This window comes from Desulfobacter curvatus DSM 3379, from assembly GCF_000373985.1.
Taxonomy (GTDB): Bacteria; Desulfobacterota; Desulfobacteria; order Desulfobacterales; family Desulfobacteraceae; genus Desulfobacter; species Desulfobacter curvatus.
Genome location: NZ_KB893094.1, coordinates 1 through 20,371 on the forward strand (window position 1 = coordinate 1; position 20,371 = coordinate 20,371).

Below are 20,371 nucleotides of genomic sequence, written 5' to 3' on the forward strand. Positions count from 1 at the left end.
GATTATCCATGGCTGAAAGAGCGTCTGTCCGCCCCCTTTCAACTCCGATTAGTGTGAGACGGCAACCACGGACAGGTAATCGAAACAGTTTCAAGCCTGGAATGGGGGAGAACTATGCCCGGANGGAATGAAAATNTTCGGTACAGGCCATGGTTTGTGTAGGAAGAACTACCTTTCCGATGCCTTCTGAAAGAAGGAAAGGCGGAATTTTCCCAAAAAGGAGTGGGCGGAACAACTTCGGCCGACCTTTTATTATTTATGCGTCAGCACTGAACACGTGGTTAAACTATTTCCATGGTTCGTTGTATTGTTCGTAATTACGTTTACCGCAGGCACCCTAAGTGCGTCTGAGCTTGATGCATTCAAAGGCGAAAAAGGGGTGTTGCGTATTGCTGGGGGCACGGCCCATATTCCAGTCATGAAAGAGGCGGCCAAGCGGATTATGACAATGAATTCCGATATCCAGATTACGATCGCCGGCGGTGGGTCCGGTGCCGGGATCAAACAGGTGGGAGAAGGTCTGGTGGACATTGGCAACTCCGGTCGTAAACCCATGGATGAAGAAGTTTCAAAGTATAATCTTTCCATGTATAAATGGGCCATTGACGGCGTGGGCACGGTGGTTCACCCATCAAATCCGGTCAAGGCGCTTTCCGGCGAACAGCTCAAGGATATTTATGCCGGAAAAATCGTAAACTGGAAGGCGCTTGGCGGTGAAGACCGGCCCATTAACATTTACACAAGGGACAAGTCTTCCGGTACCCGTGAGGTATTTTGGAAAGAAGCTCTGGGCAAGGGGGATATTTCTGAAAAAGCCAATTTTGTTGCTTCTAACGGTGCCATGAAAGCTGCTGTCACCAATGATCCCTATGCCATTGGATACGTTTCCGTGGGGTACATGGATGAAACGGTTGCCCCGATTGCCCTGGACGGGGTCATTCCTACGCTGAAAACGGTTCAGTCCGGCGAATATAAGGTTGCCAGAGGACTTTTCAGCAATACCAAAGGTGAATATACAGGGCTTGCCAAAAAGCTGATCACATATCTGCTCAGCCCCGAAGGCCAGAAGATTGTTTCCGAGATGGGATTTATTCCTGTTAACTGATGTCGTTGAAGGATAAATGTGCACCGGCTGTTTTTGCCGGTGCATCTTTTTTATGTGCGGCTGTCACCCTGTGTGTTTTAGGTTTCATGGTGAGCTTAAGTCTGCCTGTCCTTAAAAGTGGAATGCTTTGGAAAATCCTGACCGATTCCTGGTCTCCGGACCATGGCCGGTTCGGCATTTTGGCCATGATTGCAGGTACCTTTTATATCGCCTCTTTAAGTCTTGTCATCAGTTTGCCCATCAGTCTTGGGTGTTCATTTTTTATGCAGATTACCCATAAGGGTTTTGCAGGCAGGCTTCTCAAAAAATTTGTCCAGTTCATGACTGCCATTCCCACAGTGATTTACGGATTTGTGGGGGTGTTTTTGCTGGTACCCCTTGTCCGGGATCTTTTCTCCCATGGATCAGGTATGAGCATATTAACTGCGGCCATTATGCTTGGTCTGCTTATTTCCCCCACCATGATTTTATTTTTTTCTTCAAGCTTTGAACGGGTGCCTAAAATTTATACGGATGCCGTGGATTCTCTTGGGGCAACCCCTTTTCAGAAACTGTGTTACGTAATTTTACCCCAGGCCTGGCCCGGTGTTTTGACCGGGTTGATTCTGGCTTTTGGCCGGGCCATGGGAGATACCCTGGTAGCCCTGATGCTCAGCGGAAACAGTGTCATGATGCCGGCGTCTGTCCTGGATTCGGCCAGGACATTGACCGCCCACATTGCCATGATCATTGCTGCGGATTTTGACAGCATTGAATTTAAGACCATATTTGTCAGCGGTGCTGTCCTCTATCTGATGACGGGTTTAGGGATTCTCCTGGCACGTATTTCCAGCCGGAGGGTAGAATGATGTCACAAAGTTTACCGGACAGGCTTTTATCCGTTTTTTCCTGGACCTGCGCCATAGTGCTAACCGCAGGCGTTTGCGTCATTATTGGTTTTTTGATCCTGAAAGGAGGACGCTCCCTCAGTCAGGATCTCATTTTTGCCGACACCCGTCCTTTAGATGCCGTCCTACTCAAACGCCAGGTGTTTGGTGGCCTGTTTCCGGCCATGGCCGGCACGTTTCTGCTGATCCTGCTGTCCGTTGGGATTGCACTGCCCCTGGGGCTTTGTGCCGGAATCTATCTGGCTGAATATGCATCTTCAAATGCCAGGCGTGTGTTTGGCTTTATGGTGGATCTTCTGGCGGGAATTCCTTCCATTGTCGTGGGGTTGTTCGGTTTTTCCATCACCATTTTTTTCCATCATTTTTACAACAGCCGCATTTATCCCTGCTTGCTGATTTCAGCCCTGTCCCTTGCGTTTCTGGTGCTGCCTTATATCATCAAAACCACCCAGGACGCCATTGAAAGAATACCGCTTTTAACCCGGCTCACCGCACCGGGGTTAGGTGCTACAAAATTGCAGAATGTAGTGCTGGTGCTGCTGCCGTTAGCCCTCTCCGACATTGTCTCCGGTGTGGTCCTTGCCATTGGACGATGTGCCGAAGATACGGCTGTAATTATGCTCACCGGCGTGGTTGCCACCGCAGGTGTTCCCAAATCCCTTTTTTCCAGTTTTGAGGCCTTGCCGTTTTATATCTATTATACGGCATCAGAATACACAGACCCCACAGAACTGGTGAAAGGATACGGCGCCGCCCTTATTCTGCTTTTGGTCTGTTCAATGCTTTTTATATTTGCCCATCTCATCAAGACACTGATTGATCGCAGGGCCGGAATCATGATTTAGGAATCAGATATGCAAAATTCGGTTAAGATAAAAATCAGAAATCTTTATTTTTATTACAGGACCCGGGCCATTCTGAAAAATATAACTATTGATATTCATGAAAATTCAATTACATCGATTACCGGGCCGTCAGGGCAGGGTAAATCCTCTTTTCTCACCATATTAAACCGGCTTTGCCACAGCATGGAAGGCGCAAGGGTTGAAGGACAGGTCACCATTGATTTCGGTAAGGGGTTTGAAGATATTTTTCAAAAAGACTATGCCTTGCCTGAATTGCGAAAAAGGGTGGGGATGGTATTTCAGACGCCCAATCCTTTGCCCATGAGCATTTACAAAAATGTGGCATTTCCTTTGAAGCTTGCCGGACACAAAAAACAGGACAGTATCCGAAAAAAGGTAAAAAGATCCCTTGAACATGCTTTTTTATGGGACGAGGTTAAGGACAGGCTGTCCGATGATGCGCGCCTTCTTTCAGGCGGCCAGCAGCAACGGCTTTGCCTGGCAAGATCCCTTGTTCTGGACCCCCAGGTGCTGCTGCTGGACGAGCCTACCTCCAGCCTGGATGAAACATCGGTTCAGGTCATTGAGGAACTATTGGCCCGGCTAAAAAACAAATGTACGATCATAATGGTTTCCCATTATATGGATCAGGTTAAACGCATTGCCGATCAGCAGTTTGTTTTACGCGATCGACAACTTAAATCTGTTTAGGGGATACCGGTTTTAATCAGGCAACAGATCATAAAAATACATCATGGCATCGGACCGGGTGATGATGCCGATAATTTTTTCCTCTTTCATAACGGGAATTCTTCCGATGTCATGTCTGATCATAAGGCGTGCCGCTTCAAAGGCACTTTTATCATAATCAATGGTAATCAGATTTCGGCTCATAATGGCTTTAATCGGGGACTGCATCTGATTTGACTTTTTAACTTTTCTGAAATCACGTCTTGAAACAACACCCACAAGATTATCGTCGTCATCTACAACAGGCATACCCGAACATCCCATCTCCCGAAGCATCATGGCCACATCACCCACAGGGGTGCCGTCTTTTACCGTTACCACAGGATATGACATGACATCGGAGAGCATGACCGATGAATACTGGTTGCCTTTGAGTAGTTCCAGGACGGTTTCTAATAATGCATCCGGATTAGCGCCCTTGACTAGGGCGGAGCCTGCGCCGGGATGGCCGCCACCGCCAAGAGACCGCATGAGCACACCAATGTTGATTTCATCTACGCCGCTTCTGCCGATCACCATGCATTTGTCTTTTTTCATGTCACGGAATATACCGATGGCCACATCTACATTCATCAGTTCCCGGTACATCTGCATCACCATGGCCAGATTTTCCACCCGGCTGTGGATTTCCACCTGGGATACACTCAGGGAGAACCCGTTCACCTTACTTCGTTCTGCCTCCTGTACCATGTTAAAGAGGATTTCTTTTTGCATTTTGCCGTAAGCCGGTTGTAAAAAGGTGCCCAGGATATTGAGATCCGCCTTGCGGTCCAGCAGAAATCCTGCGGCAAACGCATCTTCGGGACAGGTGGACGGATAGGACAGGTGACCGGTATCCTCATAAAGGCCGATTAAAAACAATGTGGCCTGAATGGGGGTAATCAGTTTCCTTTCTTTTTCGATCTGTTGGACAAGGAGGGTGACCGCGGCCCCAGTCTGGGAAAGATGTGACTCCCTGGCTTCAATATCCCCGTCTTCGTGGTGGTCCCAGACAATAACGTCAAGGTCCGGCTTTTCGGATAAGACGCTTAATCGCTGGTCCAGGCGTGACCATGAGTGGGTGTCTACGCAAATAAGGGTATCTACCGTATCCAGGTCCACTTCTTTGGGTGCCCACAAATCAAATAGGTCTTTGTGAATGGCTAAAAAATTTTTAAGGTTGGCATTGATTGTCCCGGGAAGGACAGGCTTGGCATCCGGATAAATGATGGTGGCTGCCACAAGACATGCCAGGGCATCAAAATCAGCGCCTTTATGTGTGGTGATGATTTTCATAGGGCCTCTTTGTTGTGGGACGTGTTGTCATCAGGGGGGGGCTTGATCAGGGATTTTATATAAAAGACTCCAGCAACTAATTGGATTCTTTCTATATTTGTTGTGGGTCGAAGCCTGGGTGTAGATCGACCAAGGACGGCCCATGGCCGTTTTTCGGATATAATTTCAATGGGCTTGTTAAGTCGTTTTATTGATCCGTTTACATCCATGCTATATATTATATAATCATTATTCGATCATGCCTCAACTTTTATCGTGTTAAAATTTGGATTTTGCCAGGTTTTGGATGTATTCAAATATTATTTTTTGCTAATATTTACATAGAGGTTTAATTATAAACATCTATCTGTAAGGAGCATAAAAATGGCTCAAATCAATCTCAAGGAAATCAAACATCTATCCTACCAACCAGCTAAAGTCCATCAGGGATATACAGACCATTCCCTTCATATCAACCTAAGTAAAAATGAGATCAATATCAGTTGTATTGAAGAAGAGATTAAACAAAAATTTATCGGCGGCAAAGGGTATGACCTCTGGCTGATGTGGCATGCCGTATCCGGAACCACCCGCTGGGATGATCCTGAAAATGCCATTTGCATCGCATCAGGGCCTTTGGGTGGCGTCCCGGGATATCCCGGCGGAGGAAAAAGTATTGTCACCGCTATTTCCCCGCTGACAGGAGCCCCTATTGATTCAAACGTAGGAGGGTATTTCGGACCGTATAAAAAATTTGCTGGCTTTGATGTTATTCAATTGGACGGCCGGGCCGAGAAGGATACGGTGATTCTTATCGATGGGATTGAAAATACCATTAAGCTGTTCCATGCACACGGCCTTCCTAAAGATGCGTATGAGATGTCAGCGGCCTTGACACACCTTTTTGACGAAAAAAAACCGGTCAACGTATCTGTAGTAACCACAGGCCCCGGGGCGGAACATACCTGTTTCGGCTGCTTAAATTTTTCCTGGTGGGATGCCGGGCGCAAAATCGTCCGGTATAAACAGGCCGGCAGAGGCGGTATTGGAACGGTATTTGCCAACAAGAAAATTAAGGCGGTTGTGGCAAGGTACGGTGCCGTTTCCATGAAAACCAACCAGCCGGCTGATCCCGAAGGGCTTAAAACGGTTGCCAGGGCTTATACCAAGGAGATCACTACCCTTGACCCCAAACAAAACCGGATGGCCCTGGTCGGTACCACCCATCTGGTGCCGATTATGAACGCTCATGACTGTTTGCCCGTTCATAATTTCAAGTTTGGTTCCCATCCCCAAGGCAAGGTTATTGGCGAAGAAACCTACGAACATATTTTTGACAAAGGATTTGACGGCTGCTGGAAAGGTTGTGCTGTGGCCTGTGCCCACGGGGTAAAAGATTTTTTTCCTTTGACCGGACCGTATAAGGCTAAAAAGGTTTTTGTGGACGGCCCTGAATATGAAACCGTGGCCGGCTGTGGGTCCAATTTAGGCATTTTTGATGCCCATACCATCCTTGAGATGAATTTTTACTGCGATGCCTACGGCCTGGATACCATCTCTGTGGGGACATCCATCGCTTTTGCTATGGAGTGCTTTGAGAGCGGCCAAATTACGTTGAATCACACCAATGGTATGGATTTGAGTTTCGGTAACCGGTTCAACGCCCTGGAGCTTGTTCACCAGATGGCCCAGGGCAACGGTTTTGGAACCATTGTAGGCCAAGGCATCCGGCGGATGAAAGAAATCTTTGTCCGGGATTTTGGCGCAGATCCTGCCTTTTTGCAGGATATTGGTATGGAATCCAAGGGGCTGGAATTTTCCGAATACATCACCAAGGAGAGTCTGGCCCAGCAGGGCGGTTACGGGTTGGCCCTTAAGGGGCCCCAGCATGACGAGGCCTGGTTGATTTTTCTGGACATGGTTCACAACTTCATGCCCACCTTTGAAAACAAGGCTGAAGCCCTGCACTGGTTCCCCATGCTCAGAACATGGTTTGGTCTGTGCGGTCTGTGCAAACTGCCCTGGAATGATATTGTCCCCGCAGATAATAAAGAAACCGATGAACCGGCCAAGGTGGTTAAACACGTGGCCTGGTATGCGCAATTTTTTTCTGCGGTTACCGGCAGGAAGGTGACTTCAGAGGATCTAATCACCATGAGTGAAGCTGTATACAACTTCCAGCGTATTTTCAATCTTAAGATGGGATACGGCACCCGGGAACACGATGCCGTGCCCTACCGCGCCATGGGGCCAGTAACCGAGGAAGAATACGAATCCCGGGCCGAGCGTTATGACACCCAGTTAAAGGATACCTATGGCATGGATATTTCTGCCATGGATACACCGGCCAAAATGGCGGCCCTGCGCAGCAAACGCGAAGAACAGTACGAACTGTTAAAAGATGCGGTGTACAAACGCCGGGGGTGGACCGCCAACGGTATCCCAACCGTTGAAACGGTTAAACGCCTTGGCATTGACTTTCCCGAAGTGCTTGGGGTGCTCAAAGCCAACGGGGTCGTTTAAGCAAACAGATCACAGTCCCCAATGGACGAAACCATGATCATCGTGGGCAAAGGGGCAAATATCCTGGTGTGTCTGGCCTGAAATTCTGCTGCTTCGTTTTGTTCAGGAACGTTGAAGCCCATGAAAACGACCGATGCGTCGGTTGATATGGATTGAAGGACCTTTTCAAATGAATCCGTGGAGACGATGACTCTGGATTCAGCCTTTACCCTGGCCGCCCGCAGCAACGTTTCCAGGGCCTGCTTTGCCGGCTGTACACCGGCATGATCCTGAATGATCCTGAACAGTCGGATGGTTGCATCAGCCCATTGCCTGTTCTGCGTGAGAAGATGGGCCAGCATAACCATCAGGGAGCCGTTTTTTTTGCCCCGCCACCAGATATCGATAACTCCTTTGTCCGGATTCTGTGGCAGCCCTTTGTCATTGATGATAACAAGATTCATTTCCATGGCCTGGACAATACGCAGGTGTCTTGTAAAGGACTGGGCCCTGTCTGGGTCTGAGGACCAGCCAAAAAATACGGTGTTGGGCTTAAGCGGTCCCGGGGGATGGGCTTGGAGCGCTGCGCAGATACCCTGGTCAAGATCGGGTAAAACCATGACCGTTGAGAAACCGCTGACGCCGTAATCATGGAGATTTTTTTTAAGCTGGGTCAGGGCTGTCTGCCTTTTTTCCATGAGGTCCTGGATATTGCCGGGAAGGATACGGACCAGGGTTACAATCCCCCGTTCCTCACCGATCCACAGGGCATACTGCACCAGGGTAAACCGGGTTTTAGGATTTCCCGTGAACACCAGAATCGCCGGGCGCCAGTTTTTGGGATGCATAGGCATCATTGCCAGCTGGTGAAGATTGGCTTTAAGTCTTGAATAGAAAAACCCCCATCGTGCATCGCCGAAACGGACTTGAAGGGATCTGCGTCTAAGCAGTACCACCATTGTGGATATGATGCCTGCCGCACAAACCGCTGTGACCGGATGAATCAAAAAAGCTGTGGCCGCACACCCTGCAGCCGCGATAAGGGCTTGCAGCCAGTGATAATGTTTGAATCCGGGCCTGAAGGACGGGTTGCCGGCAAAGGATTCAACAAAAGCGGCAACATTGATCATTGCGTAGGTGTAAAGAAAAAACATGGTCACAACACCGGCCAGGATGTTAAATGCCCGGCCTGTGTCGCCGTTGCCTGCCCACAGGATCGTGGTGATGGTTAAACTCAGGGTCAGCCATAAAGCCCTGACCGGTTCATTGGCCTGACCTGTCCCTTTTTTAAATAAATGCAGCATAGGGATCAGTCTGTCCTTGGCAACGGCCTGGATAACCCTGGGAGCCCCCATGAACGATCCTAAAGCACTGGACAGGGTGGCTGCAAATACACCGGCAACCACTAAAAAACCTGCGTTAAAAAGTGCCTGGCGGCAAAGTGTTTCAAAAGATGAATAGATCAGTTCTTCCCGGGATTGGGCACCGCCGCATAAAATGATTTGAACTCCGTATACAATAAACCCTGTGAAAACTGCGCCAAGGGTGCCTGCCGGAATGGCACGGGCCGGATTTTTCAGGTCGCCGGACATGCTGATGCCTGCCATGATACCGGTGACTGCCGGAAAATAGATGACAAAAACGCTCCAGAACGCGTATGTGTCATTGGTATAGCCCGGGCCAAGATTTTTTGAAAACAAGTTGATGTCAAAATGTACCAGGGCTCCTCCCATGAACGCAAGAATGGAAAGTCCCAAGACTGTCATGATCAGGTATTGTGCCCGCACCGCCCATCTGGCTCCGGCCCGGGTGATGATGAACAGAAAAGCTGTGGTGATCAGGGCGATGGTCCTGAAGTGGACCGCAAGGCTCGGAAAGGTCCGGACCAGGGCTTCGGTAAATCCCAGGATATAAAACGGAACGGAAATGGCCTGGGAGCAGAACAGGGCCAGCCCAATGGCACCACCAAGTTCAGGGCCGATGGATCTTGAGATCAGAAAATAGGCACCACCTGCCGAGACAGGCGTGTTTGTGGACACGGCTGAAACTGAAATGGCCGTCAACAAAGTGATTATATGGCTCAGGCACAAAATCAGAATAGTTTGAAATATGCCGGCTTGACCAATGACAAACCCGGAGCGCATGAACAGGATGACACCGAGAATTGTGAGGATGGACGGTGTAAAAACGCCGCCGAATGCGCCAAGGTTGTTTCCCATTTTTCTCTGACCTGGTTGTATTTTTCTGGTAGTTGCGCCCATGATCTTTCATCCCAAAAATATTTTGCTTCCCCCGGCACTGTTTTGGGTCTGGCAGAATTTTCCCGGTTCCAGAATGCCACATTTACTATAAAATTTCCCCGGAAAAATTAAACTTTATTGGGGGGTGGGCAAATATTTTTTAAGGGAAGTTCATAGGGGCGTTTGCATTTTGCGGGCTATTTGATAATCTGTGTTGGAAAATAATAGAAACCGGAAGGGATAAACTTTCTGCTCTAATAGATTATGATGATATCAATGCTTTATTTTTACAATAGATTCTTTGTTCTATTGGCCCGGCGTGTGCAGGTTTTGCCGGCTTTGGGAATCGCTGTCGTTTTCTGGTTTGCAGGGCCGGTGCTTGCGTCCCAAACCGGCTTTGACTTCAGTGTGCATACCCTGGCATCGAAGGTTCCTGGAAAAACAGCACTCATCGTGGGCGGCATCCAGGGGGATGAGCCGGGTGGGTTCAATGCTGCTGCCCTTATCGCTACCCGGTACAAAATTTTGTCCGGCCGGGTTATTGTGGTTCCAAATCTTAATTTTGAAAGTATTATTAAACGATCAAGGGGCGTTTACGGGGACATGAACCGTAAATTTGACCGGGTAAGCAAAACAGATCCCGAACGGCAGACCGTTTCTAAAATAAAGTCAATGATCACTGACCCAGGCGTGGATTTCATTTTAAATCTGCATGACGGATCCGGATTTTTTACACCCACCCGTGAAAACAATATGCGCAACCCTGATAGATGGGGTCAAAGCATTATCATTGATCAAGCGTTGATGCCTGCACAATACACAGGTTTGTTTTCTGATCTTTCAGTCACGGCACAGCAGTGTGCCGAGAATGTCAATGCCCATTTGATTGAGCCCGGTCATACAGTGCGCGTCAAGAATACCCGGACAGCCGAAGGGGACGAGGAGATGGCAAAAACACTTACCTTTTTTGCCATGAAAAATAAGAAACCCGCCTTTGGGGTTGAAGCCAGCAAATCCTTTCTGACCCCCGGGCGTGTATATTACCATCTTCTGGCCATTGAATCTTTTTTAACAAAGGCTGGGATTTCTTTTGAACGTGATTTTTCTTTAACCCAAAATGAAATAGAAAAAGCCATTGATAAGGATATTGCCTTGACCTTAGGTGAGCGCAGAATCCTGCTTTATGCCGAAAATATACGCAATCGCATCAATTACCTGCCCATGGAAAAAGATAGTGAAGTGCAGTTTCTGGTTAACAATCCGCTGCTTGCTCTGGTGCACAATAAATCAGATTTCAGTCTGTACCACGGCAATCGCTGTCTTTCCCATCTCAGCCCCCAGTATTTTGAATATGACTTGGGCATCGACAGTATAGAGATGGACGTTGACGGCCAAAAAAAACAGGTTCCCTTTGGTTCCAGAATTTTGGTTAAAGAGCAATTCATGGTACACCCCATACCGGATCACCGGGTGAACATTATTGGATATACAACACAGGATATGAAGGACGAAGCCGGTTTTTTTATAACCAAAGATGATTGTATGCAGCGTTTTTCGATAGACCGGGACGGTCAAATTTTCAGAATTGAAGTATACAGACAAGGCAAATTCAATGGCATGGTGCTTGCGGATTTTCGGTTCCGGAACAAACCTGACAAAATCGCACAAATTACCAAAGACATTTGCAACGTAGAACAGGTATTCAAGTAAGGAAAAGTATTAAAAAAAGAATTTTAAAAGCAGGAAAAAATGAATCAAACTCCTAAAACAGAGAAAAAAATTACCCGGCAAGCCTTCTATATTTCCATTCTGATTTCCCTGACATTGGGATTTTTGATGGGCACCGCATATACATCGTTTAAGCTGGCGGATTCACAACAACCGGGCCTCAGGCCTATGCCGCCTGACATGATGGGGAATATGCCAAAAGGCGCGCCTGCGCTTGAAAAAAAGGATGGTGGCGATCAAAGGCCTGACCTTGCAACCATGGCCGATCCACACATCAAAGAATTGCAGGCGTTTTTGAAAGAAAACCCCGATAACGCGCAAGCCTGGATTAAATTGGGCAATGCCTTTTTTGATATAGACCGTTTTGGGGATTCGATTCATGCCTATGAGAAAGCCTTGTCCATTGAGCCGAACCATCCACATGTCCTCACGGACCTTGGGGTGATGTACCGACGTAACAATGAACCTGAAAAAGCCTTAAAAGCATTCAGCAAGGCTGTTGCTGTTCAGCCTGATTTTGAAATCGCCTGGTTTAACAAGGGCATTGTCTATATGCACGACCTCAATGATATCCCCAAAGCCATTGAGGCCTGGGAACAGTTAGTAAAAGTGAATCCGGAAGCCCGGACATCCGGGGGAAAATTGGTGTCTGAACTGATTGAAACCCTGAAAACCCAAGCCCGGTAATGCATGACATAAACCGGCTTTTGCCCGCTACCCCCAAAGGGTGGCAATATGAACTTGTATATAAAAATATCCGCCATATCTATTTCAGGATATACCCGGATAAAAGAACCGTTCGGATTTCTGCACCCGCCAGAATCAGTTCCAAAGCGCTGGAAGGTGCCATCCAGGCCAAATCAGCCTGGTTAATTAATAGAATGAATGCCCTGAGCAATGCGCCGGCGCCTTTTAACCCGCTGTCTGCCATAAAGGACAGCGGTTCATGCATGATATGGGGCAGGCAGTTGCCTGTTATTCGTGGGACTTTTAACTCCCGGCCCGGGATCTGTTTGACCACCGAATCCGAAATCATTATCCGGGTGCCTTCCGGTTTCGATGCAATAAAGGAAGAAAATTTATGGAATCAATGGCTGCGTTCACTCTTAAATGAACGTATCCAAACTTTGCTTGAAAGGTGGCAACCTGCCATGGGGGTGGCACCGGTTGAATTCCGGCTAAAAAAAATGAAAACCCGGTGGGGGTCATGTAATACACTTGCAAGACGCATATGGCTCAATACGGTTCTTGTGCACCTGGAGCCCTGTCTGCTGGAGTGTGTAGTGGTCCATGAACTTGCCCACCTGCTGGAACCGGGTCACACACAGCGCTTTTATCAGATTATGGAAACATATTTACCTGACTGGAAAGCAAAAGAATCGCTCTTGAATAAAATAGAATTAAGGCAGTAGGTCACCTAACTATTGCCTGAGCGGGATCGCGTGTTTGGACGCAAAGGTGCCCAGATGCAAATTTTTCTGCAACGCCGCAGATGGGTAGCTTTGCGTCCAAACACTAACTGAAAATATAAAAGCCTAGGTTTTTTGCATAGGGCGGCGGGTTGTAGTATTCGCCGTAAATGTAATTCCCCTGGATCTGCCTGACCACCACCCTGCGTTTAACCAATGCCCGTTTGATATCATCCAGGTTAAATTCAATATCCAGAAAATCATTGACATGGATGCGGTGGGATTTTGATATTCTGAACCCAATGGCGGATAACGACACCTGCTCTACACGGATTTTTCCAAATTCTCCGGTTTTAAGGCGTTTGAACTGGCCGTGGAGGAATACGGATTTTCCAAAATTTTTAATATGTTCTTTCTGGATTTGTTCCGTAGATGTCCCTTTTACGTTTTCTGCATCTTTATTGGCAAATTCCTTTTCCACCAGCCCTTGGATGTTCTCCTGCATATCTGCCACTTCACTTTCCTGGTCCGGCTGCCGCGTCTTGGACAGGGCCTGGGCTACAAGCTTTTTGAGCTGACCGGCATCTTCACCTGCCATGGTGTGGGTTTGGATGGTAATAGATGGAAACATTTGTTTATCATCCATCAGGGTTATATTCAGTACTTTTTTTATCCTTTCCTGGGCTTTCTGGGCACCTTCGGAATAGGTCAAGGGCAAAAGAGCAATAAAGCTGTTGTCTGCGTACCTGAAAATCTGATCTTCACGGCGTTTGGTTTTGTCCAAAATGGCGGCTAACTTTTTGACGATCTCATCACCTTTCTCCTGTCCAAGCTTCTCATACTGCCTTGCCAGGCCGTCTACCACAAGAATAAGAATGGAAAAGACCCGGCCAAACCGGGCCTGGAAATCATCTGATCCGGCAACTGTACGTTCAAAGCTGAACCTGTTTTTTAACCCGGTCAGACTGTCCAATGTGGCCATGTTGGTCAGCGCCTGGTGATAGTATGACCGTTCAATAGCAATGCCCGCATATTCGGCAATGGAGGATAGCAGACTAAGGTCATGTTCACTGAATGTTTCTTCATTGACCCGGTTGACCAGCTCAATGACACCAAAAATTTTGTTATCGGTTTTCAAGGGCGTGGCAATGATGGAACGGGTATTGAACCGGGTGTATTTGTCCACCCTGCTGCTGAATCTTTTGTCTGTTGTTACATCATCAACCACCAGGGGCTTACCTGTTTTCATGACATACCCGGCAATGCCTTCTCCCTTGGGTAGTCTTACGCCCTGCAGACGCTTTTTATTGGTCCCCACCACTACTGAAAAAACCATGTCACCGGTTTTGGGGTCCTTAAGCAGAATGGACCAGTGGCAGGGTTGAAAAATACAACCCACCTGGTACATGACAATATCCAGCACTTCCTTGACGGTTTTGGCTTTGGATAAGGCTTTGCCCATCTCAAAACCAATGTCCGGAGGCAAAAGATCACCCTGGCTTAAATGTGTATCCAGTGTCCGGCCTGTGGGATCCCCCTGGTAATAATATTTTGTATTGGCCCGGGAGAGTTTGATATTGGCCCAAAGCAAGTTTTCCTTCAGCTGATCTATGGATGGAAAAACAAATTTATAAAAGGCTGAGATCTCTTCGATCTCTTTGTTCATTTCAAGAATGCAGGTGATAATATCGATTTTTTCCGAGTTGATACAGGCTTCCACCTCCGGGGCAAGGATGGGGGGACGGATGAAATCAAAAGATCCTATACCCTGGGTCCAACATAGGAAATCTGCCATACTGACAATGGCGATCAATTGTTTTTCATCTTTGGTCAGGCCGTAATTTTCAAAGGACTGATGGTGGTATTTCACGGCCAATGTCAGGCTTTCGGGAAGCTGCCACCGGGTGCAGAAAAAGGCCCCGATATCATCATGGCCCAAACCGATTTCCGATCGTTCCTTTTCAATGACAAGGTCAGTGGATTCCGACAAATTTTTAATAAATTCGCCATAGTTTCGGTGTCCCTGGAGATCTAAAAAGATTTTCCCCACATCGTGGAGCAAACCGGCCGTATAGGCTTCTTCAGGATTCGGGTATTCGATTCTTTTGGCTATTTTCATGCTCAATACCGCCACCGCAAGGGTGTGGCGCCAGAACATCAACCGGTCAAATTCTTTTGTAAAGGCGGTTTTAAATATTTTTTCAAAGATAGCTATGCCCAAAGTCAGCTTTTTGATTTCATCAAGACCGAGGATGACAACTGCGTCTGACAGGGATGTCACTTTTCTGCTTAAACCGTAAAATGCTGAATTGACAAGTTCCAGCACCCGAATGGAAATACCGGGGTCTGTCTCCACGATTTTTGCCACCTCTTCCAAGGATGCTGTATCATCTTTTGATACTTCAAGCAGTTTGGCTGCGACCTGGGGAAAACTTGGCAGGGTATCCCGGTCAAGGGTTAAGACGGCCTGGATATCCGATTCGGATGGAAGGTTTAGCTTATCAGTCATTTTGCATGGCACCCATAATAAAATATCTTAGAAAAAAATGTCCTGATCACAAATTCAATGCAAACCCGGGTGGATTTCGCCTGTAAAGTTAGTGCCTGACCTGGTTAAAAACCTGAAACCAATGCCTGTGTCAGGGCTGGATATAATCATCAATTTCCGGGTATCTAGTCCTGAACAGTTTAAATTCATTCAGTGTTCGTTCATCAGATGGATCAAGGGCAAATAACCGGCTTAGAATTTCTGCCGCATCAATAATCTTATTGCGTTTGTCTCCTGGTTCTGTTTCGAGGAGACGCAGTCGTCCCAGCAGAGCGAATTTGTCTTCAGAGACAGACAGCACTTGATCATAATACTCTCTTGCCTGGGAGAACTGTCCCATCTGCAGGCAGGCATCTGCAATGCGGGTTTGAGCGATGGCAGGGTTCATTCCTGCTGTCATGGCTTTTTCCCACAGGTGTTTTGCTTTCTCGTATTCTTTATTGCCCCGGGCGCAATCTGCCAGTCCGTCCATGGCATAGACATTCCGGGGATCAATCTCCAGAATTTGTTCGAACAGCGCTTTTGCGTTGGAAAAATTTTCTTGCCTGCGAAAAAAGTTGGCCAATGCACCAATGGCCCTGGGGTTTTTGGGCTGTTTCGCGACAAGCTTTTCAAGAAGCGGCCCGGCCAGGTCGAATGCCCTGAGACGGACATAAAGATTACCAAGACCGGACAGGGCAAAGGGATCATCAGGATTTAGATTGATGGATTTTTCATATATTTGTCTGGCAGCGGTAAAGTTCCCTTTTTTAGCCAAAGCATCCGCCAGCCGGGTCATCACCAGGTAGTTTTCAGGATAAGCGTCCAGGGCCTGGGTCCAGATATCGATTGCTCTGTCCAGGTTATTGGTGCCCCTGTATGCGTCGCCAAGACCGGACATGGCAAACGGATTCAGCGGGTCTGCCTCAAGGCATCTTTGATAATATTTTGCAGCCGTCCTAAATTGTTTTTGCATTCGTTTGGCATCACCTAATGCAACCAGGACATAAGGATTTTTAGGTGATATTTCCAGGGCGTCCAGCAATAATGATTCCGCCGGCGCGGGCTTTCGGATACGAATGAGGGCACGGGCTCTTTTGCATAGATTCAACGCTTTGATTGCATCATTTTCTTCAAGTTCTTGGTTTTTTTCTTTAACATTTTTTCGCATTAGCTGTATGCCTAAGTCACGTAGAAATAGTAAGTTCAAGTGTGCTGTTCAGTTTTGTGAATTCGGTTAATCTAATATCTAATCGTGCGAAAGAATTTTTGTCAATGGGAAAAATTTTAAATTGTCGTGTCATCAGCATTCCGGATACGTTGAAGGGATGAATTAGAAATAAGAATGCTCAGGGTTGGGACGTATTTGTGGTACCGGACAATGAAAAGAGATTGGCCCTTTTTTGAAAATCTGGTAAAAGTTTGGCATGTATGATGTCATTATTACAGGTGCCGGGCCGGCAGGAACGGCTGCCGGATATCTTTTAGGGCGAGCCGGGTTTTCTGTTCTTTTGCTGGATAGAAAAACCTTTCCCAGGAAAAAAGCCTGCGCCGGCGGGATTACACCTAAGGCCATGGCCCTGTTTCCCTTTGATATTTCCTGTTTTGTCCGCCGTACCTGCCGGGAGGTGAAAATTACCCGTCCCGGCAACGCTTCTTTTATTGTCAAAGCCAAGGCCCCCTTGTGTTACATTACCAAAAGAACGGATTTGGACGCCTATTCCCTGGAAAAAGCGTTACAGGCTGGGTGCCGGTTTAGCAAAATAGACAGAATTATCCATCTTGAGCAGGATGATCATGGTATCAATCTGACCTTTTCCTGTGATGGCAAAACCGATTGTGTCAGGGCAGGCCACCTGATCGGAGCCGATGGTGCCAATTCAAAGATTCGAAGGCTTGTTGGCGGTCAATGGTCTTCTATTATTAAACTGCCTGCCCTGGAAGCGGATGTGCCTGTAAAAAATGCCGGGCGTTATCCCATGGAATTTGATTTTTCCAGGGATATTCAGGGGTATTACTGGATATTCCCCCGCAAAACCCGGGTGAATATCGGCATTTTCAGTGCCCTCCCCAATGGAACCATGAACCGGACTTTATTGAAAAATTATGCCGGGGAACGGTTTAAAACAGATGCCTTGACGGATGTTAAGGGATATCCCATTGCCACAAGCTATGGCAGAGCGTATTTAGGAACAGGCCGTGTGCTTCTGGCAGGGGACGCTGCCGGTCTGGCCGAGCCTTTGTTGGGGGAGGGGATCTATTCTGCATTAAAATCCGGTATCCTTTCAGCCCGGGCCATTGAGCATGCCGATGGCCGGAAGGCCTCTGCCCGTTCAGCAGATGCGCTTGGCTGGTACAGGCAAGCTCTTGGAGGATTGCAATTGGATTTGCGGCTTTATCGGTACTGCGCTTCTATTTTATATAGATTCCAAAAATGGTCGCTTGCTGCAGGCTCCTGCAGTATTCTACAAAATTGTTTTTCCAGGGGGTATTCCAAAGGAAAGGCCCTGCACGAAATTTTAAGGCCCTTTTGATCCCTTCTAAATATCGAACTCCGTTTTTTAATTGTTGTTTTTATGCATGAAAATACAAAAAAGTATAAATTCTCACGCCCGAATTTTGTCAATACGCATGAAATAACATTAATGTAATCTATTATATCCCAAAAATGTTATTTCCTTTGAGTGCGTTTCAGGATAATTAAAATAAAAATTTCGAAACAAATCTCTTTAATTTCAGATAGATATATTAAAGTTTTTAAAAAAACATTTTTTGGCATCCCTCTTGCTCTCTTTAGAAAGCCATAAAGCGTGAGTTGTTTTAAAGCACATTTAACAAAGGGAGTTAAAATGAAAAACGTTGTGGCAGTAATTAAACCGTTTAAAGTGGATGAGGTTAAAGATGCTTTAGCCAAAATCAGCATTAACGGTATGACGATTTCGGAAGTCAAAGGCTTTGGCCGTCAGAAAGGGCACAAAGAAGTGTACCGCGGCGCAGAATATCAGACAGATTTTGTACCCAAAGTTGAATTGAAAATTTGCGTTGCCGATGACCAGGCCCAGGCCGTGGTGGATACAATAGTAGAAACAGCGAAAACAGGAAAAATCGGTGACGGTAAAATATTTGTTCTTCCTGTGGAAAATGTTGTTCGTATTCGTACAGGTGAAACCGGAACAGAAGCTCTATAAAATTTAAATTATTAATATTAACAAGGAGATTAAAACAAAATGAAGTATGTACTGATGATTCTAACTTCGCTGGCTTGTACCATAACCGCAGCATGGGCCGGGACTGACGAAGCCCCGACAGTGCTTTCCAACGCCGAGGCCATTAAATTGGTCCAGACTCATGCCGACTACGTCTGGACCCTTGTTGCTGCAGCACTTGTTTTCTTTATGCAGGCCGGGTTCGCCATGGTGGAAGCCGGGTTTACCCGTGCCAAAAATGCTGTAAACATTATGATGAAAAACCTCATGGACTTTTCCATGGGCTCACTTTTTTACTGGGCCATTGGGTTTGGCTTGATGTTCGGTACCTCTAAAACGGGTTTTTTTGGTACAACCGGTTTTTTTCTGAGCGACTTTAAAGTGGGTGGAGATCCTTGGGTTCTGGCTTTCTGGATGTTCCAGGTTGTGTTTGCCGCAACTGCTGCCACTATTGTTTCCGGTGCCATGGCTGAACGTACTAAATTTACAGGTTATCTTGTGTACAGTGCTGTTCTGTCCGCATTGATTTATCCTGTCTTTGGTTCCTGGGCCTGGGGATCGCTGTTTAACGGTTCCGGCTGGCTTGAAGGTCTTGGGTTCATCGATTTTGCAGGCTCCACAGTTGTTCACTCTGTGGGTGGATGGGCTGCATTGGCAGGTGCCATCGTTTTAGGTCCCCGTCTTGGAAAGTTCACCAAAGACGGTGGTATTAAACCGATTCTGGGTCACAATATCCCCTTGGCAGCCCTTGGCGTGTTTATCCTGTGGATCGGCTGGTTTGGTTTCAATCCGGGATCAACAACCGCTGCAAATACCGACATCGCAATGATTTTTGTAAATACAAACCTGGCTGCTGCAACAGGCTGTGTTCTGGCTATGATCGTTTCCTGGGTTAAATTTGGAAAACCTGAAGTGGGCATGAGTTTAAACGGAGCCCTGGCAGGCCTGGTGGGTATTACCGCCGGTTGTGCCAATGTTACCCCTGGTTCCGCGATTATGATCGGCGCCGTGGCTGGTATTCTGGTTGTCTTCTCCGTAATGTTTTTTGATAAAATCAGAGTTGATGATCCCGTTGGTGCAATTTCCGTACACGGGGTTTGCGGTGCATGGGGCACCCTTGCTGCAGGTATCTTTAATATCGGCGGTACAAGCGTTAAAATTTTGTCCGTACAGTGCATCGGTATTGCTTCCTGCTTTGCATGGACATTTTGCACGGCTTTTATCCTGTTTAAAGTTATTGACTCGACTATGGGCTTACGGGTATCTCCGGAAGAAGAAATCGAAGGGCTGGACTCCACAGAACATGGCGGCAATGCATATCCTGACTTTACAGGCAACTATTAATTGATTATGCCTCAGGCTGCTGTTGAGACAAGCTTTTGACGGCGGTCTGGCATTCTCCTCCTATGCAGAATAATTTGTTAAGCAAAGTTACCACAATAACCTGCATATTTGCTTCGTGTCCTCCTTACACGCGAAAGGCCCAAAGCACCTGCCGCCGCCTCCCCTCCAAGGCGGCAGGTTTTTTTATAGTCCCCCCATAAAGTGTCCGGCACTTTTCTATTCTCATGAATATATTTACCAGACAGATTATCGACGTGATTAAAGCCATACCCAAAGGCCGGGTGACATCCTATGGCAGGGTGGCAGCCCTTGCCGGCAATCCCAGGGGGGGGGCGGCAGGTTTCAAGGATTCTTCATACCATGTCCCAAAAGCATGATCTGCCCTGGCATCGTGTGGTAAATGCATCCGGAAAGATCCGTTTACCCCGGGGCAGGGGGTATGAACTGCAAAAAGCGCTGCTGGAATCCGAAGGGGTTTTCATGTCACGCCAAGGCTGTATTGATCTGGATACCTATTTATGGATACCCTAAAGATTGTATTCCTTGTATGGGATGTGGCGTTTTTTTGACCGGC

The 20,371-nt window shown here is 47.2% G+C and carries 17 protein-coding genes; 13 read left to right on the top strand and 4 right to left on the bottom strand.

Translation table 11 applies throughout. The features are described 5' to 3' along the window. Nucleotides 1–307: 307 nt before the first annotated feature. Genes B147_RS0121250 through B147_RS29160 form a run of 4 tightly spaced genes read left to right on the top strand, consistent with a single transcriptional unit; the run spans nucleotide 308 to nucleotide 3,548 of the window. The gene (locus tag B147_RS0121250; protein WP_020589223.1) at nucleotides 308–1,105 is read left to right on the top strand and encodes a phosphate ABC transporter substrate-binding protein; all 798 of its coding nucleotides are present in this window, start codon (nucleotides 308–310) and stop codon (nucleotides 1,103–1,105) included. Continuing rightward, nucleotides 1,105–1,953, top strand: coding sequence for a PstC family ABC transporter permease (locus tag B147_RS0121255; RefSeq protein WP_020589224.1), 849 nt, complete (start codon nucleotides 1,105–1,107; stop codon nucleotides 1,951–1,953). The genes B147_RS0121250 and B147_RS0121255 overlap by 1 nt, the downstream gene beginning before the upstream one ends. Continuing rightward, entirely contained in the window at nucleotides 1,950–2,837 is an 888-nt protein-coding gene (locus B147_RS0121260) for a PstA family ABC transporter permease (RefSeq protein WP_020589225.1), read from the top strand. The genes B147_RS0121255 and B147_RS0121260 overlap by 4 nt, the downstream gene beginning before the upstream one ends. Before the next feature lie 9 nt (nucleotides 2,838–2,846). Continuing rightward, nucleotides 2,847–3,548: a phosphate ABC transporter ATP-binding protein gene (locus B147_RS29160; protein ID WP_020589226.1), complete on the top strand. Its 702-nt coding sequence runs from the start codon at nucleotides 2,847–2,849 to the stop codon at nucleotides 3,546–3,548. Between the two features lie 12 nt (nucleotides 3,549–3,560). Here the strand turns inward: B147_RS29160 and B147_RS0121270 are convergent, their stop codons facing one another. Next, nucleotides 3,561–4,862 (bottom strand): CBS domain-containing protein, encoded by a 1,302-nt coding sequence (locus B147_RS0121270; RefSeq protein ID WP_020589227.1) that lies wholly within the window; start codon nucleotides 4,860–4,862, stop codon nucleotides 3,561–3,563. 363 nt (nucleotides 4,863–5,225) lie between these two features. Here B147_RS0121270 and B147_RS0121275 point away from each other — a divergent pair, with 363 nt between their 5' ends. Further along, entirely contained in the window at nucleotides 5,226–7,364 is a 2,139-nt protein-coding gene (locus tag B147_RS0121275) for an aldehyde ferredoxin oxidoreductase family protein (protein WP_020589228.1), read from the top strand. Here B147_RS0121275 and B147_RS29165 read toward each other — a convergent pair. After that, nucleotides 7,361–9,604 carry an amino acid permease gene (locus tag B147_RS29165; RefSeq protein ID WP_083927957.1) on the bottom strand — a complete coding sequence of 748 codons (2,244 nt, stop codon included), beginning with the start codon at nucleotides 9,602–9,604 and terminating at the stop codon, nucleotides 7,361–7,363. The two genes, B147_RS0121275 and B147_RS29165, sit on opposite strands and share 4 nt — an antisense overlap. A 255-nt stretch (nucleotides 9,605–9,859) precedes the next feature. On the opposite strand from B147_RS29165, the gene B147_RS29800 reads away from it, so the two are divergent. Genes B147_RS29800 through B147_RS30635 form a run of 3 tightly spaced genes read left to right on the top strand, consistent with a single transcriptional unit; the run spans nucleotide 9,860 to nucleotide 12,723 of the window. After that, entirely contained in the window at nucleotides 9,860–11,293 is a 1,434-nt protein-coding gene (locus tag B147_RS29800) for a M14 family metallopeptidase (protein WP_169400726.1), read from the top strand. A gap of 39 nt (nucleotides 11,294–11,332) precedes the next feature. Beyond that, nucleotides 11,333–11,998, top strand: coding sequence for a tetratricopeptide repeat protein (locus B147_RS0121295; RefSeq protein ID WP_020589232.1), 666 nt, complete (start codon nucleotides 11,333–11,335; stop codon nucleotides 11,996–11,998). Further along, the gene (locus B147_RS30635; protein WP_020589233.1) at nucleotides 11,998–12,723 is read left to right on the top strand and encodes a M48 family metallopeptidase; all 726 of its coding nucleotides are present in this window, start codon (nucleotides 11,998–12,000) and stop codon (nucleotides 12,721–12,723) included. Before B147_RS0121295 ends, B147_RS30635 begins: the two co-directional genes overlap by 1 nt. 103 nt (nucleotides 12,724–12,826) lie before the next feature. Here the strand turns inward: B147_RS30635 and B147_RS0121305 are convergent, their stop codons facing one another. After that, entirely contained in the window at nucleotides 12,827–15,229 is a 2,403-nt protein-coding gene (locus tag B147_RS0121305; protein WP_020589234.1) for an HDOD domain-containing protein, read from the bottom strand. A gap of 130 nt (nucleotides 15,230–15,359) precedes the next feature. Then, nucleotides 15,360–16,418 carry a tetratricopeptide repeat protein gene (locus B147_RS0121310; protein WP_020589235.1) on the bottom strand — a complete coding sequence of 353 codons (1,059 nt, stop codon included), beginning with the start codon at nucleotides 16,416–16,418 and terminating at the stop codon, nucleotides 15,360–15,362. A gap of 256 nt (nucleotides 16,419–16,674) precedes the next feature. On the opposite strand from B147_RS0121310, the gene B147_RS0121315 reads away from it, so the two are divergent. From B147_RS0121315 to B147_RS33240, 5 genes are all read left to right on the top strand, one after another. Further along, the gene (locus B147_RS0121315; RefSeq protein ID WP_020589236.1) at nucleotides 16,675–17,781 is read left to right on the top strand and encodes a geranylgeranyl reductase family protein; all 1,107 of its coding nucleotides are present in this window, start codon (nucleotides 16,675–16,677) and stop codon (nucleotides 17,779–17,781) included. Between the two features lie 315 nt (nucleotides 17,782–18,096). Beyond that, nucleotides 18,097–18,435, top strand: a complete 339-nt coding sequence (locus B147_RS0121320) for a P-II family nitrogen regulator (RefSeq protein WP_020589237.1) — start codon at nucleotides 18,097–18,099, stop codon at nucleotides 18,433–18,435. Nucleotides 18,436–18,474: 39 nt separating this feature from the next. Next, nucleotides 18,475–19,797 (top strand): ammonium transporter, encoded by a 1,323-nt coding sequence (locus tag B147_RS0121325; RefSeq protein ID WP_020589238.1) that lies wholly within the window; start codon nucleotides 18,475–18,477, stop codon nucleotides 19,795–19,797. A gap of 224 nt (nucleotides 19,798–20,021) precedes the next feature. Continuing rightward, entirely contained in the window at nucleotides 20,022–20,174 is a 153-nt protein-coding gene (locus B147_RS33235) for an MGMT family protein (RefSeq protein WP_211216960.1), read from the top strand. Continuing rightward, nucleotides 20,158–20,328, top strand: coding sequence for an MGMT family protein (locus tag B147_RS33240; protein ID WP_020589239.1), 171 nt, complete (start codon nucleotides 20,158–20,160; stop codon nucleotides 20,326–20,328). The genes B147_RS33235 and B147_RS33240 overlap by 17 nt, the downstream gene beginning before the upstream one ends. The last annotated feature ends 43 nt before the right edge of the window (nucleotides 20,329–20,371 follow it).

What these genes read in the sequence shown, in the direction of transcription:
- B147_RS0121275 (WP_020589228.1), top strand. Translation starts at nt 5,226, where the DNA reads ATGGCTCAAATCAATCTCAAGGAAATCAAACATCTATCCTACCAACCA.
- B147_RS33240 (WP_020589239.1), top strand. Translation starts at nt 20,158, where the DNA reads ATGTCCCAAAAGCATGATCTGCCCTGGCATCGTGTGGTAAATGCATCC.
- B147_RS0121325 (WP_020589238.1), top strand. Translation starts at nt 18,475, where the DNA reads ATGAAGTATGTACTGATGATTCTAACTTCGCTGGCTTGTACCATAACC.
- B147_RS0121295 (WP_020589232.1), top strand. Translation starts at nt 11,333, where the DNA reads ATGAATCAAACTCCTAAAACAGAGAAAAAAATTACCCGGCAAGCCTTC.
- B147_RS30635 (WP_020589233.1), top strand. Translation starts at nt 11,998, where the DNA reads ATGCATGACATAAACCGGCTTTTGCCCGCTACCCCCAAAGGGTGGCAA.
- B147_RS33235 (WP_211216960.1), top strand. Translation starts at nt 20,022, where the DNA reads ATGAATATATTTACCAGACAGATTATCGACGTGATTAAAGCCATACCC.
- B147_RS0121315 (WP_020589236.1), top strand. Translation starts at nt 16,675, where the DNA reads ATGTATGATGTCATTATTACAGGTGCCGGGCCGGCAGGAACGGCTGCC.
- B147_RS0121310 (WP_020589235.1), bottom strand. Translation starts at nt 16,418, where the DNA reads ATGCGAAAAAATGTTAAAGAAAAAAACCAAGAACTTGAAGAAAATGAT.
- B147_RS0121305 (WP_020589234.1), bottom strand. Translation starts at nt 15,229, where the DNA reads ATGACTGATAAGCTAAACCTTCCATCCGAATCGGATATCCAGGCCGTC.
- B147_RS29165 (WP_083927957.1), bottom strand. Translation starts at nt 9,604, where the DNA reads ATGGGCGCAACTACCAGAAAAATACAACCAGGTCAGAGAAAAATGGGA.
- B147_RS0121260 (WP_020589225.1), top strand. Translation starts at nt 1,950, where the DNA reads ATGATGTCACAAAGTTTACCGGACAGGCTTTTATCCGTTTTTTCCTGG.
- B147_RS29160 (WP_020589226.1), top strand. Translation starts at nt 2,847, where the DNA reads ATGCAAAATTCGGTTAAGATAAAAATCAGAAATCTTTATTTTTATTAC.
- B147_RS0121255 (WP_020589224.1), top strand. Translation starts at nt 1,105, where the DNA reads ATGTCGTTGAAGGATAAATGTGCACCGGCTGTTTTTGCCGGTGCATCT.
- B147_RS0121270 (WP_020589227.1), bottom strand. Translation starts at nt 4,862, where the DNA reads ATGAAAATCATCACCACACATAAAGGCGCTGATTTTGATGCCCTGGCA.
- B147_RS0121320 (WP_020589237.1), top strand. Translation starts at nt 18,097, where the DNA reads ATGAAAAACGTTGTGGCAGTAATTAAACCGTTTAAAGTGGATGAGGTT.
- B147_RS29800 (WP_169400726.1), top strand. Translation starts at nt 9,860, where the DNA reads ATGCTTTATTTTTACAATAGATTCTTTGTTCTATTGGCCCGGCGTGTG.